The sequence below is a fragment of the Vibrio lentus genome (assembly GCF_030409755.1).
In the GTDB taxonomy this organism is placed as follows: Bacteria; Pseudomonadota; Gammaproteobacteria; order Enterobacterales; family Vibrionaceae; genus Vibrio; species Vibrio lentus.
Map to the genome: position 1 here is coordinate 646,798 of NZ_JAUFQE010000001.1, position 15,156 is coordinate 661,953.

Here is a 15,156-nt window from a genome sequence, read left to right on the forward strand (position 1 = left end):
TTTCTACCTAAGACACCCTCTCAATGGCTCTTAAACCGACAATCTACAAGTTTCGTATCTCTCTAACCGATATGAATCGCGACTATTACGACTCTTTTAATCTAACGGTTGCACAACACCCTTCTGAAACAGAACAGCGTATGATGGCTCGAATCATGGCTTTCTGTATCAATGCATCACCTGAACTTGAGTTCACTAAAGGGTTGTCTAGCATTGAAGAACCTGATTTATGGCAGAAGTCGTTAGATGACCAGATCCTAGACTGGATTGATGTGGGCGAACCTGATCCAGAGCGCGTGAAAAAAGCGACTCGCTTATCTAAATCTGTGCGCGTATTCAGTTTCAACACCAAGTCGAACGTGTGGTGGGAACAAAACAAAGGCAAGTTCGGTTATCTGAAAGCTCAAATTGTCCGTCTGGATAATGCTGGTATCGAACAGCTCTCTGAAATGACACAGCGCACGATGGATCTTTCTGTAATGCTATCGGGTAACTCTGCTTTCGTTAACAGCGACACGCAATCTGCAGAAGTCACTTGGGAAGAGCTACAGAGTAATGACTGAGATCCAAACTCAGACTGAATCTCAGCGCCAAACTAAGCTCGAAGCTTGTTTGCAGCTCGCTGGTCTCGATTCAGTGAAAGCGCTGACGACTGGCTATGAAAAAGAGTTAAAGTCATTTACTGACGAAAACCACGCGCTTTTCAAACATGCGAGTGAGAATAAGCCTGACAATTCAGAGCGACAAACCTTACTTGGGCTGTTAACAAAAGTGCATATCGATGTGAGCTACCGCTTTGAAAGTAGTAAAGAAGCCAGCGAGGCGATGCAAAGCGTTTTCGATAGTACGGTAGGCAGTGAACACGGCGACAAATTTCAGAACTCCAATGCTCAGCAATTGAAGTTAGTGACGCATTTATGGTTGTTCATTCAAGGACGACTAGGAATGGATTACAGCCTAGCCAATGATCATGCTGCAGCAACCGCAACAATACTGTCTCGCCTTTCGAGAAGTACCGATGACGAGATTCGAGTCGAGTTCATGGGCAGCTTTTATGATGGCTTGAACCTCTATCAAGTCGAGAACAAACCATCAGGCTTTGTTCATCGTTTTAAGCGTTTGTTTAACCTTTCTTAAGCACTCCACCAGCTGCTGACTCTAGATACGCTCTATATTTTTATAGAGCGTACTTATTCTGCTTAGCCGCCAGAGATTCCCTACTCGCTCATTCTTCACTCTAGGGAATGACGACATTCGCAGTCATTGCAGTTTACTTCATTACAAGTACACCCCCCCCCCACACAAGATACCGCGCTTCAGCATCGTTGTTTATCCGATTGCAATCCAAAAGCCATACGTTAGAAACGAACAAAGTCTTGTTGTGATAATGATACTTCTCATAAAACGACGAATTAAAGCTACATATATGGCAAGGTTACTTTACAACTATAACTTATCAATTTATTCAAAAAGTGCATATTTTTCAGATAATTATTCTCAAATGGAAATATCAGTTATGTGACGAGCAGAAGCATTTTTTCTTATGATGATAAGTACACTGATTTTTATAAAATGATAATAAAAAACCTGCAAATACAACTAACGTTAACTTTAAATTATCTTGTTTTATAAGCGGAGAATTAAAATGAAAATATGGTCTGTATCCTTTCTTGCAACCGCAGTAGCTGTCGCTCTAAGCAGTAATGCGATAGCTTGTACTGGGCTTATTGTTGGTAAAGAAGCGTCGAGCGACGGTAGCATTATGATTGCTCGTAATGAAGATTTTAGCATTAACAACTGGAACAAATACCTAAAGTATCGACCTGCGCAAGATAACCAAGAAGGTGACTGGCAGTTAGGTAACGGGTTAATTGTTCCGATGCCAAAGCACTTCTTTGCTTACTCTGCGATACCAGACTGGGATGCGGATACCGTTAATCGCGACGGAAAGTTCTATGAAGAACGTGGGATTAATGAACACAACGTTGCCATTTCAGCAACAACCAGCGCAGAAATAAACGACAAAGTCGCCAAGGTAGATCCTTTAATCGACAATGGCGTAATCGAAGCCATTATACCTACGTTAATCCTTCCTCAGGCAGAAAACGCAAAACAAGCCGTAGAGTTACTCGGTCATTACATCGAAACCTATGGTGCTGGTGAAGGTAACAGTCTCTATATTGCAGACACCAATGAGGCATGGTTATTTGAAATTGGTTCAGGTCATCATTGGATTGCTGTAAAAGTGCCAGATGACAGTTACGCCATGATTGCAAATGGCTTGCGTGTACATGATGTGAACTTGGCAAACAAAGAGGTACTGCATTCAAAAGACATATTCGAGTTCGTAGAACAACATAAACTGCTTGATAACGCAGATAAAAAATCTTTCAATTTTGCAAAAGCATTCGGAGTTATTGGTGATGAGTATAATATCGATCGTGAATGGTTAGGCCAAAAAATACTGACACCTTCGCTGCATCAACAAAGTCGAATGGCGCAATACCCTTTGTTTATGAAACCTGATACAAAAATCTCAGTTGAAAATGTGGCAGAGGTACTTAGCGCGACTTATAAAGACACAGTTTTGGAAGGAAAATCGAAACGACCAATTAGAGTTGAGCGTCAATTAGAGTCGCATATTATTCAGCTTCGCCCTGAGATGCCAGAAGAGCTTCAAGGTATTATTTGGCAAAGCTTCGGCGTGTTACCAGAATCTGTTTTAGTGCCGTTATACTCAACCCTACAAGATTACCCAAAAGCGTACCAAGTAGGTGATGATAACTACAGTGATGATTCAGCTTATTGGCAGTTCCGTAGCTTAACCGCCCTCGCTTCTACAAACCCAGACAAGTATTTACCAATACTAAAAGCAACTTGGGACAAAGAAGAAACTCAACTGTACAAGCAGGTCGCACACTTAGATAAAACGTTAACAGACATGTATAAAGTAGATAAACAAGCGGCTCTGAACATGGCTGCCGACTACTCATACGGACAGCTTAAGCGTACCTTAGATATGGCGACTGAGCTTAGATACAAAATGATTACAGATTTGACTAAAAGCACAGAGAAGAAATACTCAGAGGAAGAGTTTAAGAAAATAGTAAATCTGTAGGCTTATGAAGCAACCAATAAAAACGGAGCATAATGCTCCGTTTTTTGATCTTAATAAGTTTAGTTCTAACGCAGGCCGTGTAAGAATTCGTGGCGCGTTGCTGGGTTTGATCTAAAAATACCACCCAGTGCTGTTGTTGTCGTTTCACTAGTAGCATCCATTACACCACGCGATTTCACGCAGTAGTGGACAGCATCCATAGTTACAGCAACATCATCCGTTTCTAGTAACGTTTGTAATGCAACAAGAATTTGCTGCGTCATGCGTTCTTGAACTTGAGGACGTTGAGCAAAGAAACGAACGATTCGGTTGATCTTCGAAAGACCAATTATTTTACCTTGCGGAATGTAAGCCACTGCGGTTTTACCATCAATGGTTACTAAGTGATGTTCGCATGTGCTGGTTACGGTAATGTCTTTTACTCGTACCATCTCACGAACACCCATCTTGTTTTCGATCACGGTGATTTTAGGGAAATTGGCGTAATCCAAACCAGAGAAAATCTCATCCACATACATTTTCGCAATGCGTTGTGGTGTTTCTTCCAGACTGTCATCTGCAAGATCAAGTTCAAGGAGAGTTAGAATCTCACGCATATGGTGTTCGATTCGTTCCTTTTTCTCTTCTCGGCTAACCTGATTAGGACGCATTGGTGTCTCTAATCCGCGGCTTGCTAGCGCATCTTTAACCAACTTCGCTGATTCGCTAAGACCTGACATTGAACTTCCTCTTTTATTGCCCCTTCTGGATGGCAAACAAGGATACTCGTAATTTTGAATAAATACACCCATATTTTAAGGGAGGTCATTATTTACGGGGGTTAAACTATGCTAAAGTGGCTGCAATTTCGTTGGCAAATAGTGTTCATTTGATCATTATTGAAGCACTGCTGCCAACCACCAAATCAAAATAATAACGACCAAAGGATTTCAATTATGGGCTGTTGCGACGCTCCCGGCTTAATGCCAATTGAAGAAGCACTAGATAAGCTACTATCACCAATCAAACCAATCCAAACGACTTTATCTCTGCCTCTTGCTGAAGCATTAGGTTATGTCCTTGCTGAAGATATTCTTTCCCCTATTTTCGTACCTCCTTTTGATAACTCAGCAATGGACGGCTATGCACTGCGCTTAGCAGACCTAGAGAACGGTAAAGTACTACCATTAGCAGGCAAATCTTTTGCAGGCCAACCGTTCGAAGGTGAATGGCCAAGCAATACCTGTATTCGCATTATGACTGGCGCAAAGATCCCTGAAGGGTGTGACGCCGTTATCATGCAAGAAAACACGACTGAGACCGGCGCTGGCATTGAGATTCAACAAGACGACATCAAACTGAACAACAATATTCGCCCTACTGGTGACGACATCAAACAAGGCGATATCGTTCTTAGCCGCGGTGAACGTTTAACACCTCGTGACATTCCAATGATTGCTTCGCTGGGTGTGAGCCACGTTACAGTACTCCACAAGCCTAAAGTCGCGTTCTTCTCTACCGGCGATGAACTAAAACCATTAGGCCAGCCTCTTGAAGACGGTCAGATCTACGACAGCAACCGCTACGGCATTAAACCGCTGATTGAAGCGTTTGGTTGTGAAGCTATAGACCTAGGCATCATCCCAGATTGCCCTGCAACGCTTAAAGAGACGTTCGAGAAAGCACAGCAAATAGCAGACGTGGTTGTGACTTCTGGCGGCGTAAGTGTTGGCGAAGCGGATTACACTAAAGACATTCTTGAAGAACTGGGGCAAATCGGTTTTTGGAAACTGGCAATCAAACCCGGTAAGCCGTTCGCATTTGGTGAGTTGGATAACGCGTGGTTCTGTGGCCTACCGGGTAACCCAGTATCAGCGATGATGACGATGTACGTGTTGGTTCAACCTATGCTGGCTAAGCTTGCGGGTCATACCGCGTGGACAGCGCCAGAATCTATTCCTGCTATCACCAAGTCTGCATTCAAAAAAGGCCCAGGACGTACTGATTACCAGCGTGGCATCTACTCGATTGAAAACGGTCAATTTGTAGTAGAAACAACAGGTAACCAAAGCTCTGGCGCTTTCCGCTCAATGAGTTTAGCAAACTGCTTTGTGGTACTAGAGCGCGAACGCGGCCGTGTTGAAGTCGGTGAAACGGTTCAGATCCAACTGTTTAACTCGACGCTTTACTAACGAGGCTTACTGATGGAAATACTGTCTGACGCAGAGATGCTTCGCTACAACCGTCAAATCATTCTTAAGCAGTTTGATTTTGAAGGCCAAGAAGCGCTAAAGCAGAGCTCAATCTTAGTCTTAGGAGCTGGAGGTTTAGGTTGTGCCTCTGCCCAATACCTTGCGACTGCGGGCATTGGTAAGCTAACACTGATCGATGATGATATTGTCGAGTTTTCAAACTTACAACGACAAGTCCTTCACACTGATGCTGATATTGGTAAGAAGAAAGTCGATTCGGCAGCTGAGTCGCTTCAGATATTGAACCCTCATCTGACGATTGAAACCGTCGACCACAGGCTTGATGATCAAGCGCTTGCAAAGTTAATTGAAGCGCACTCGTTAGTTCTTGATGCCAGTGACAATGTTGAAACGCGCAATCAATTGAACCGCTTATGTTACACATCGAAAACACCATTAGTCTCTGGTGCTGCGATTCGAATGGAAGGTCAGATTAGCGTATTCACTTATCAAGACGCCGACGCACCGTGTTATCAGTGCTTGAGTGCTCTATTCGGCAACGCTGCACTAAGCTGTGTTGAAGCGGGTGTGATGGCGCCAGTTGTTGGCATGGTAGGCGCGGCTCAGGCTTTAGAAGCGATTAAGGTGATTGCCAAGTTTGGGCAACCAAAGCAAGGCAAGCTTCTGATTCTCGATGCCATGTCGCACAGCTGGCGTGAGATGAATTTAATGAAGATGCCTAATTGCTCGGTGTGTGGATAGACTAAATCCTATCCCCCTCAAATCGACAACCTAAGCCTTGACGGAAAGTCAGGGCTTTTTTAGAGCTCAACGTCAGTTCCTCAAATCGTTTTATCAATTTGAAAGACTCTATGAGAGATTAGTTTCATTTGAGTTCTCATTTTGAGAATACAATAAAAAACCCAAAACTTTAAAATATAAAAGTTAAAAATCAACGAGTTAAAAATGGCACGTAACTTGTAAAAGTATCTATACCTTCCATCACAAGGATGTAGATATGAGAATTACAACGTTCAGTTTGCTATTAAGTGCGCCATTGGTCGCCAACGCAGCGCCCTTCGATACCTGCCCGAGTAAGGCATACCTCTTTCAATCCACCCCAGTGCAAGTTTGGGGCGTTAACCTAGTGACAGGCTCAACCACCCTGTTAGAAGACGATACAGGCATGAATGCCAACATCAATGGTGTAGGTTTCGACTTTCAAGACAGATATATTTATGGCTATGACACCTCCAACAAACGCTTAGTGCGTCTTGGCCAAGACTTCCAAGCAGAGGTCATCAACACAAGTGGCTTACCAACCGATCACACCTTTTATGTAGGCGATGTCTACGACCATGTTTACTACCTATACCGCACAGGTAAGGGACTGTTCACCGTTGACCTATCGCCTTTAGATGCCGATCCAAATGCGACTGTTACCGTTAACAAAATTGTAGGCAGCCCAGCAACCGTAAAATTGACTGATTTCGCCTTTCATCCAAGTGATGGCTCTTTATATGGTATCGATAATAACTCTGGTGGCTTATACAGTTTCAACCCTACAACTGGTGCCGAAACCTACATCGGAGACACCGGCGAGTTAGGTACGTTCGGTGCTGGCTATTTTGATGTCAACGGGTACTACTACGTATCTCGAAACCAAGACGGTAAAATTTACCGTATCAATCTGTCTCCAGGCAACGCTGCCAATATCGCGGCAGGTATTGTTCCAGCCGTTGAATTTGTTTCGAATGGCCCAGCTTCTGGTCAAAACGATGGTGCTCGTTGTGCTAATGCACCTGTTGTTGATGAAGACTCAAACATCGACTTCGGTGATGCTCCAGACAGCTACCTAACGTTACTGGCGAGCAATGGCCCTCGACATGAACTCGATGGCATCACATGGTTAGGTACAACGCCTCCAGATGCGGATTTAGATGGTTATGTCACACCTCAATCAGATGAAACTGTCGGGGTGGATGATGAATGGGCAAACGGTGGTATCGGTTTTGTTACCGCACTTGAAGCCGGACTTGATTCAAAAGTGGTGATTGAAGCATCAACAACCGGTTACCTTTCAGCTTGGATCGACTGGAACCAAGATGGCAGCTTCGATGGTGCTAACGAACAAGTATTTACCGACTACCAATTGGATGCTGGTGAAAACGATCTGTTCCTAAATGTCGATATCAACGCACTGACCGGTACTACGTGGGCCCGATTTAGATTCAGCCAACAAACCAACCTGAGCTACTTTGGAGGTTCAACCTCTGGTGAGGTAGTTGATATTCAAGTTGATGTTCTTAACGACGGCGCCACAGCCCGTTACTTCCCAAGCGCTTCTGGTTACGCAACCTTGGCGTATGAAGATAACTGGCCTTATAAAGCCGACTACGACATGAATGATGCTGTGATTATGTATCGCATCACAGAGATCTTAAAAGACGGAAAAGTCGTAAAATCCACTATCGACGGTCGCTTGGCCGCGGTTGGAGCAAGTTACAGAAACGGCTTTGCTGTGCGCCTACCAAACTTAGCACCATCATCAGTAGACAGCGGTAACTCTTACATGAAACACAATGGTGTCTTTACTGACTTAGACATGGAGGAAGGACGTAGTGAGGCGATATTTGTTGCCGCCGAGGACTTAACTTCGAAAATAGACACGTCATGTAATTTCTACCGAACCAGTAACTCATGCAAAGAAAGTGAGCAGTTCTCTTTCCAAATAGGTATCAGCTTGTCTGACTCAGGTATCAGTACCGACACATGGACAGACATGCCTTACGACCCGTTCATCTTTGCAACACCGGGTTACTATCACGGTGAAAATCTACCTCTGCACCCAGGGCGCAGTTGGGAAGTTCACTTGCCAGACCAAGCACCAACAGAAGCCTTTGATACGACTAATCTCTTTGAGGCTGGATTAGGTGTCGATGACAGTAATCCATCAACAGGTAAATATTTCAAAACCGCAGAGAACCACCCTTGGGCACTGATCATTACGTCAACCGATGAATGGGAATGGCCGCTAGAGTATGTGGATATTGTTACCGCTTACCCTGAGTTCAAACAATACGCAGAGTCCGGTGGTGACACGAACCAGACATGGCACCAATCACCAGCAGACAATCAACGCTACGAACCTTAAGGAGAAACGTCATGACTATTCACAATAAACACTATCAAGAAACTTATTGCGTTGATTCGAGTCGCAACCTAGCTAAGGAAGATGGTATGTCTGCACACAGAACTTGGAACATGAAGAAATCGTTGACTGTTATTCTCGCTGTCACTCCACTGATATTAGTTGGGTGTGGAGGAGGAGGTGGTGGCGGCGGTAGTGCATCGACACCATCTCCAGCAAAACCGTCGACGCCAGCAGCGCCTTCAACTCCAGTAACAGGAACGACATCTCCAGCGACAAGTGCAGCAGCGACACCAATCTATACGATGGCCGATGTAGTCGTACCCGACGGCTTTGATTACAGCTCTATTGAGCAGTTTGATCTCGACATTGACATCAGCAGCATTTCAACAGCTCGCTCCTTTGTCACGGTTTATAGCCGTTTCAGCACAAGGGATGACTCGACCTTTAAACCGGACTATTCGAGTAAAGTGATTGCAGGCTCGTTAAATAACGGGGTATTCGCGTCTAACTTTACGGCTCCAGTCAATCACGAATCACTGTTGGTCGAAATTTGGTTTTATGACGGTCAGCCGCCATTACAACAAGTAGTATCGAGTAGTGATTCTCAGATAGTTTGGTAATCGGCGGAGACAGTTTGGTCGTCAACAGATGAAAAACTGGTTCGGTATCAATACAAAGTGAGCAGCAATGCTCACTTTTTGATCTCGCTGGGATAGGGAGTCACTCAAATTTTCTGATTGATTACATTCACTTTACTACCAATCTGACTTATCTTTTCAATATAACCTTCAAAGACTTACTCTCATGAAACAGTTAAAAATAGGTCTATTTATCTTAATGTGTGGTGTCGGGGTACTGTTGGCTCTCACCTACTTCCCTTTAACCTCAGAGACAGGACAACGCATTCAAGCCAAAGTGATTTCCAATACCCTCACTCAATCACTAGACGGACATAGGCGCTACCTCACGGTTGAAACTCAATACAACGAAATATTTCGCGTTTCCATTCCACCAACAACAGACTGCCCTATTGATTCTGTGGTCGCGCTTGATACATTAAACAATCAAATTACCGGACAAAGCAGCTATCAGTTCATCCACTGTAGAACAGCGCCTTAGTCGCCGATATAACAACAAGAATGGATATAAGAAGAATGAATCAGCCACTTATTTCACCAGAACAACTTCAACAACGTTTGCTAGAAGAAAACAACATTGTAATCCTAGATGCCAGTATCGAATTTCAGATCCCAAGTGAGTCAGAAAAGATCAAAGGACAAATGATTCCTAATGCGATTCGTTTTGATTACGACAAGGATTTTTGCAACGAGCACACCTTGCTTCCTCACATGTTTCCTTCCGAAAAACACTTCAACACTCGTGCTCGCGAAATTGGCATCAATCAAGACAGTACGGTCGTGGTTTACGATAACTCTGGAACCTTTGCTTCGCCTCGAGCTTGGTGGATGTTTATGGCGATGGGACACAACAACGTATACATCTTAGATGGCGGTTTACCTGCTTGGATAAAAGCCGGTTACGCGACAGAGACTGACTATCGCACCGAAGTAAAAGCGGGCAATTTTGAAGGCCAAATTCAAGACAACCACTTTGTAAATGCTCAGCAAATCCAAAACTACTCCGATGACAAAAGTGCAAACATACTGGATGCACGTTCACAAGCTCGTTTCGATTCAGAAGTTCCTGAACCACGTGAAGGCTTGCGCAGCGGACATATTCCGAACTCCATTTGCCTACCATTCGCACAAGTCTTAAATGCAGGTAAATTGAAACCTCAAGAAGAGCTAATTGACATTTTCTCGCTCCTAAACTTAACTCCCTCTCAACCTATGTTCTTTAGCTGTGGCTCTGGTGTGACGGCTTGCATCATTTTATTGGCCGCTAAACTGGCCGGGTATTCAGGTGAAATGGGCGTTTATGATGGCTCATGGACTGAATGGGGCGCTAACGAGAAATTACCCATCGCTGTGACTAAAAAGTAATTCAACTTCGCTTACTGCCACTGTTAGAATATACTGCGCATGCATAAAGAGCTTACTCGTAGTGATGACTTAACGTCTCACACAGTAAGCTCTTTGCTTTGCGGTAATGCTACGTCGTTTGAAAACAAATCTGGATTTACTCGGTTGCTTTTTAATCTATAGCGATTTATTGGTCATAAACCGTGATTAATCTTGGGTAAATCGTTATCAATGCGGTGAATAATAATATTTCACTCAAGAATCTCTGCTCGTAGTCGTTACACTATTTAATCATTGATACTGTCATCATTGATGTTTGTATCTTTCGTTGCATGAATCACGCTGACGACCCAATAGTTTGTCACTTGCACTCTGTTAAAAGTAGTAACCAACAAAAGGCATCTCATGGCTCTATTTAAGAAAAATATCTGGTCGCTGTACGCGTTGATCGTACTACTGACCCTGATACTTTTCGCCGCGTTGGGCGTAACTAAATGGCAAGCCAACAGAGATGACTTCATCCAACAACAACATATCCAAGTCGAGCTTTTTTCTAGCTCTGTAAGCTCACTCTTGACCAGTCAAGAAGCACTGCTTGAAGTGGTTGGGCACCAACTCGCCCAGCAGTCTGACTTCACTCGTACTGCCTCCATTCAAATTCGACCAATACTGGATAAACTGCTAGATACTCACCCTGCGATAGCAGCGTTTGGCTTGTTGAACACCGACGGTGACTACCTCTCGATCAGCTCAAATCTCCAACTTGCGAATCAAAGGAACTTGCTGCAATACGCACCAACGAAAGACTCCTTTTTAGACGCCCTATCAAGCAGTAGCATGGTGCTTGGCCGTACCTATTTTCAAGAATCGTTGAATAGCTTGGTTATACCGCTGAGAAAATCCATTTCGATCGATGGTAAGAAAATCGATGCAGTAATGACCGCAGGGCTACGGTTAGACGCCACGATCGTATTTGAAAATAATGCTCACGCCGGAAGTTTCAATACACTAAGCCTGATCAGAACAGACAGTTATCGCCAGTTTTATTCTAGTGATATCGAATCTGAGAGTGCGTATTCCTCTCCAGTAGGCAAAGATGCCCTACAACGTATTGCACGGATCTTTACCGACCACTTCGGAATCAGCGTGCAAGAGGCGATGAATAGACAAGAAACCTACTCTTTTGTCGTCGACGATGAACAATACCACTCTTTAATGAGCGCAAAATACATCCCAAACTACAAATTATGGGTGATTGGACGTACGGATCTAACTCACGTCGATAGCATATTTATACAAGAGTTCAGCATTCTTTTCGTTGCCTTTATTTTTCTTCAATTTGGTTTCTACTTTTTGGTTAAGTCGATTGCCAAGAATGAACAGCGCACTCGTAGCCAACTCATTTATCAGGCTAACCATGATCCATTAACCTCTCTACCAAACCGCTTGTACATGCGTAAAAATATTGGTAAATGGATTGAAGATGAATCAGAGCAGTTCTCGCTGTTGTTTATTGATATCGATAACTTTAAATGTGTCAATGATACCCACGGACACGACTTCGGTGACAAGGTGCTCAAGCAGATCGCATTGCGTTTGATGCGATTCCGCTCTCGACTCAGCTTATTAGTGCGCGAGTCTAGTGATGAGTTTTTGTTTTTAACGCCGATGACGAGTGAGACCGAGATTAAACGACTGGCGGAACGCCTTATCGAAGTTCTTTCCCAACCTTATGAAGTCGAAGATTCTCAGTTCTTGTTGGGTTGTAGCATCGGTATTGCGCGTTTCCCTGAACACGGAAAAGATCTCGATAGTCTGCTCCGCTCCGCCGATATTTCTATGTATAAAGCGAAGCAGCAGCAAAACTCGTACAGCATTTTCACCACAGCCATGCAAGACGCTCACCTCTACAAAATGAAAGTAGAACAACGGCTACGTATTGCTATTGAGAAACAAACACTATTCATGGCTTTCCAGCCTCTGGTGCGCACTGACGAGAGTACTCATGGCGTCGAAGCACTGGTTCGTTGGATTGATGACGAGCTAGGGTTTGTTCCACCCGATGTGTTTATACCGGTCGCGGAGAGCACTGGTTTGATGCAAAAACTCGGTACCTTTATTATCGAGTCCAGCATTATGCAAATCGCCCATTTACACCGAACGACAGAACAAAAAATCGGTCTTTCGATCAATATATCCGTACGTCAGTTTTCACATAAGTCGTTCTCAGAACACTTATTCGCAACGCTTGAGAAGTATCAATTCTCTCCAAGTTGCTTAACGCTTGAGATTACCGAAAGCTTGTTCATTGAAGACGTAGACATAGTGAAGCCTATTTTCGAAGCCTTACACGCAAAGAATATCAAAATATCTTTAGATGACTTCGGCACCGGCTATTCATCATTAAGCATGTTGAAAGCACTTCCTATTGATGAACTTAAGATTGATAAGAGTTTCATTGAAAACATCGCTGTAGACCAGCAGTCACTCACTATGGTGCAAAACATCATCGCAATCGGCAAAAACTTCGGCATGGTGGTATTGGCAGAAGGCGTAGAATCGAACGAGCACTTCGCGATTCTAAAGGCATGTGGATGTGACTTAATGCAAGGCTACTACTTCTCTCGCCCTATACCTTATGATGAGCTGTGTGAGTACCTAGCACCAATTCAGGTTGAGACAGTAGAACTACCAGAACCAACGGCATAGATGTTGAGTTATCTATCTAGTCATCAAATAACGCGATGAATCAAAAAAGGGAGCCTAAACAGGCTCCCTTTCCTTTATACACCGCTTAACATCGCGGCCCAAAAAATAAAAACACAGACAATGAAAACAAAACCCATTACGACTTAACTGTTATCACAACTCGTCGATTGCAACCTGTTGCCTTGTTGTCCACAACCTTACAAATAGGTGCGCTTTCGCCATACGCATATTCAACGATGCGACTTCCTTGGTGAAGATCTTTCTTCAAGTAGCTCGCCACTTGTCCGGCACGGCGAGATGACAGGGCTTTGTTGTAGCCTTTACTGCCTACACTATCTGCGTGACCCTCTATATAAATCTTGGACTTATCACTCACTAAGCTAAGGTACTGACCTAATACTTGCTTATGGCTTTCATCCAATTGATACACATTCGTTGGGTAATTAAGCACCAAGGATTGCGTCGCTTTATCATAGAAACACACATCATCTTGAGCTCCGATTTGAATCACTTCACTCTCTCTATTGATCACCTCATTTTGAGGTTTCTCATTTAGCTCTACCAGCTTCCCAGTCACTTGTGTCGTAACAATATGAGAAGACACCAACATTTTCGAAGTGACGTATTCGCCAACATCACCCAAGCAGTTTGCATAGCCCAATGGAGACATTAGCATCGTAGATAAAATCACTAGGTATCTCATGTTAATCCTTTAGTTTTCCGGTTTCTTCATTAATCAAATTCAAAATGTACTTGTATACATCTTCGCCATCTTTAGCGTGATAGATGTTCTTCTTACCAAAGCAATCTCCAAAGCCATCGGTTTCTGCCACTTTATAATTAATACCAATGACGCCCATCGTGACTTTCGTTTTCTCAGCTTCAGTTGGCGCATTACTTTGGAAACGATTTCGTTTCGCTGAAATGGTTGAGCGCAGCTTTTTACATAGCCCCTGATCCACCAATTTTTGTAAATAACTATCATCACCATCTTGACCATCCGATAAAACAATAAACACTTGCTCAGGGTTTAGATTGGTTGCTTTGTTCGCCTCTTGCGCTGCAGCAATGATTCCATTCCAAGAAGACGTTCCCCCTGCCGCTTGTAATTGAGTACTCATTAATTGAGACCGAAAATCGTCATAGTCTTCAGTCAATGGGATATCATAAAACTTGTAATACTTAGAAAAATTAACGTTCTGAGTATAGATTCGCTCAATCTCGTATCGACTCATCCCCCACTTTGGTTCGAGAATTTCGTTATACACAACGGGCTTGTCAAACATTCGCCTAACCGTTGTCGCAGGAGAGTTTCGAGCGTAATCATAAGCGTATTTCTTTCGCCATGAACCGTAATAACCATAGGCGTTAACTCGTACAATCTTGTCTGTTTTTTTAACATGAAGCGGGTTGTACCCGAGTAAAGCTACTCTGCTTTTTTCTTCCGTGTTGAACTCTTCAATGTCATCGACGACTCGTTTAATGGTCTCTTTCACGACATCGAGCTTCATTTTTCCGTTCTTCCATGGGTTACCCATAGAACCACTAAAGTCACCGATAAAGTAGACATCAACAGGCTGAGGGAGATACTTGCGCGTAACTGCTCGCCCACTCACCGAAAACTCTGGCTTTAAGTTCATCTCTTCGTACGCGATCCAAGACGTATATTTAGCAGTCGCACTGACCACAAAGTCACTAAACGGAGCGAGTTCACCACTAGCTTGAACACAGCCATCTTTGTACTCACACTTACTTGTATACACCGCAACATCAACATCATCTGTGTTATCAACAACGTATCTATCGACTAAATAGCGTGCATACTTTACGTTCTTTTCTTCGTCCTCTTTAGGACTCGCGATGAGAGCCAAGCTAGCGACTTCCGCAGCTTCCAATAACCTCGTGTGTGCTAGCATTTGTTGAGACATCTGCATCGAAAAGGCCATGAAAATAACCATCATAGGCAATAGACCAACGAACAAAATACCGGCGACACCTCGGTTTTTCTTTATCGATTTCACC

The 15,156-nt window shown here is 43.6% G+C and carries 13 protein-coding genes; 10 read left to right on the forward strand and 3 right to left on the reverse strand.

The annotated features are described in order from the left end of the window. The first annotated feature begins 23 nt into the window (after positions 1 to 23). From QWZ07_RS02620 to QWZ07_RS02630, 3 genes are all read left to right on the forward strand, one after another. A complete protein-coding gene (locus QWZ07_RS02620; protein WP_065104654.1) occupies positions 24 to 563 on the forward strand; it encodes a YaeQ family protein in 540 nt (179 codons plus the stop codon). Beyond that, positions 556 to 1,137: a hypothetical protein gene (locus QWZ07_RS02625; protein WP_192852853.1), complete on the forward strand. Its 582-nt coding sequence runs from the start codon at positions 556 to 558 to the stop codon at positions 1,135 to 1,137. The genes QWZ07_RS02620 and QWZ07_RS02625 overlap by 8 nt, the downstream gene beginning before the upstream one ends. Positions 1,138 to 1,645: 508 nt before the next feature. Beyond that, positions 1,646 to 3,118, forward strand: a complete 1,473-nt coding sequence (locus tag QWZ07_RS02630) for a C69 family dipeptidase (RefSeq protein WP_102313878.1) — start codon at positions 1,646 to 1,648, stop codon at positions 3,116 to 3,118. Positions 3,119 to 3,183: 65 nt separating this feature from the next. On the opposite strand, the gene folE is transcribed toward QWZ07_RS02630, so the two are convergent. After that, positions 3,184 to 3,837 carry a GTP cyclohydrolase I FolE gene (folE, locus tag QWZ07_RS02635; RefSeq protein ID WP_004731548.1) on the reverse strand — a complete coding sequence of 218 codons (654 nt, stop codon included), beginning with the start codon at positions 3,835 to 3,837 and terminating at the stop codon, positions 3,184 to 3,186. A 216-nt stretch (positions 3,838 to 4,053) separates the two neighbouring features. Here folE and moeA point away from each other — a divergent pair, with 216 nt between their 5' ends. The 7 genes from moeA (at position 4,054) to QWZ07_RS02670 (ending at position 13,134) form a co-directional block, all read left to right on the forward strand. Next, a complete protein-coding gene (gene moeA, locus QWZ07_RS02640) occupies positions 4,054 to 5,289 on the forward strand; it encodes a molybdopterin molybdotransferase MoeA (RefSeq protein WP_065111320.1) in 1,236 nt (411 codons plus the stop codon). Between the two features lie 12 nt (positions 5,290 to 5,301). Then, positions 5,302 to 6,051, forward strand: coding sequence for a molybdopterin-synthase adenylyltransferase MoeB (moeB, locus tag QWZ07_RS02645; RefSeq protein ID WP_192852852.1), 750 nt, complete (start codon positions 5,302 to 5,304; stop codon positions 6,049 to 6,051). Between the two features lie 256 nt (positions 6,052 to 6,307). Further along, positions 6,308 to 8,443, forward strand: a complete 2,136-nt coding sequence (locus QWZ07_RS02650) for an LruC domain-containing protein (protein ID WP_192852851.1) — start codon at positions 6,308 to 6,310, stop codon at positions 8,441 to 8,443. Positions 8,444 to 8,454: 11 nt separating this feature from the next. Continuing rightward, the gene (locus tag QWZ07_RS02655) at positions 8,455 to 9,063 is read left to right on the forward strand and encodes a hypothetical protein (protein WP_192852850.1); all 609 of its coding nucleotides are present in this window, start codon (positions 8,455 to 8,457) and stop codon (positions 9,061 to 9,063) included. Between the two features lie 184 nt (positions 9,064 to 9,247). After that, the gene (locus QWZ07_RS02660; protein ID WP_192852849.1) at positions 9,248 to 9,562 is read left to right on the forward strand and encodes a hypothetical protein; all 315 of its coding nucleotides are present in this window, start codon (positions 9,248 to 9,250) and stop codon (positions 9,560 to 9,562) included. 35 nt (positions 9,563 to 9,597) lie between these two features. Then, positions 9,598 to 10,446, forward strand: coding sequence for a sulfurtransferase (locus QWZ07_RS02665; RefSeq protein ID WP_192852848.1), 849 nt, complete (start codon positions 9,598 to 9,600; stop codon positions 10,444 to 10,446). 384 nt (positions 10,447 to 10,830) lie between these two features. Then, positions 10,831 to 13,134: a putative bifunctional diguanylate cyclase/phosphodiesterase gene (locus tag QWZ07_RS02670; RefSeq protein ID WP_192852847.1), complete on the forward strand. Its 2,304-nt coding sequence runs from the start codon at positions 10,831 to 10,833 to the stop codon at positions 13,132 to 13,134. Positions 13,135 to 13,270: 136 nt separating this feature from the next. Here the strand turns inward: QWZ07_RS02670 and QWZ07_RS02675 are convergent, their stop codons facing one another. Both QWZ07_RS02675 and QWZ07_RS02680 read right to left on the reverse strand, forming a co-directional pair. Beyond that, positions 13,271 to 13,837 (reverse strand): OmpA family protein, encoded by a 567-nt coding sequence (locus QWZ07_RS02675; protein WP_102313871.1) that lies wholly within the window; start codon positions 13,835 to 13,837, stop codon positions 13,271 to 13,273. Between the two features lies 1 nt (position 13,838). Next, positions 13,839 to 15,155, reverse strand: coding sequence for a TadE/TadG family type IV pilus assembly protein (locus tag QWZ07_RS02680; protein WP_017111666.1), 1,317 nt, complete (start codon positions 15,153 to 15,155; stop codon positions 13,839 to 13,841). Position 15,156 lies beyond the last annotated feature (1 nt).

What these genes read in the sequence shown, in the direction of transcription:
- moeB (WP_192852852.1), top strand. Translation starts at nt 5,302, where the DNA reads ATGGAAATACTGTCTGACGCAGAGATGCTTCGCTACAACCGTCAAATC.
- folE (WP_004731548.1), bottom strand. Translation starts at nt 3,837, where the DNA reads ATGTCAGGTCTTAGCGAATCAGCGAAGTTGGTTAAAGATGCGCTAGCA.
- QWZ07_RS02620 (WP_065104654.1), top strand. Translation starts at nt 24, where the DNA reads ATGGCTCTTAAACCGACAATCTACAAGTTTCGTATCTCTCTAACCGAT.
- QWZ07_RS02660 (WP_192852849.1), top strand. Translation starts at nt 9,248, where the DNA reads ATGAAACAGTTAAAAATAGGTCTATTTATCTTAATGTGTGGTGTCGGG.
- QWZ07_RS02630 (WP_102313878.1), top strand. Translation starts at nt 1,646, where the DNA reads ATGAAAATATGGTCTGTATCCTTTCTTGCAACCGCAGTAGCTGTCGCT.
- QWZ07_RS02665 (WP_192852848.1), top strand. Translation starts at nt 9,598, where the DNA reads ATGAATCAGCCACTTATTTCACCAGAACAACTTCAACAACGTTTGCTA.
- QWZ07_RS02650 (WP_192852851.1), top strand. Translation starts at nt 6,308, where the DNA reads ATGAGAATTACAACGTTCAGTTTGCTATTAAGTGCGCCATTGGTCGCC.
- moeA (WP_065111320.1), top strand. Translation starts at nt 4,054, where the DNA reads ATGGGCTGTTGCGACGCTCCCGGCTTAATGCCAATTGAAGAAGCACTA.
- QWZ07_RS02655 (WP_192852850.1), top strand. Translation starts at nt 8,455, where the DNA reads ATGACTATTCACAATAAACACTATCAAGAAACTTATTGCGTTGATTCG.
- QWZ07_RS02625 (WP_192852853.1), top strand. Translation starts at nt 556, where the DNA reads ATGACTGAGATCCAAACTCAGACTGAATCTCAGCGCCAAACTAAGCTC.
- QWZ07_RS02670 (WP_192852847.1), top strand. Translation starts at nt 10,831, where the DNA reads ATGGCTCTATTTAAGAAAAATATCTGGTCGCTGTACGCGTTGATCGTA.
- QWZ07_RS02675 (WP_102313871.1), bottom strand. Translation starts at nt 13,837, where the DNA reads ATGAGATACCTAGTGATTTTATCTACGATGCTAATGTCTCCATTGGGC.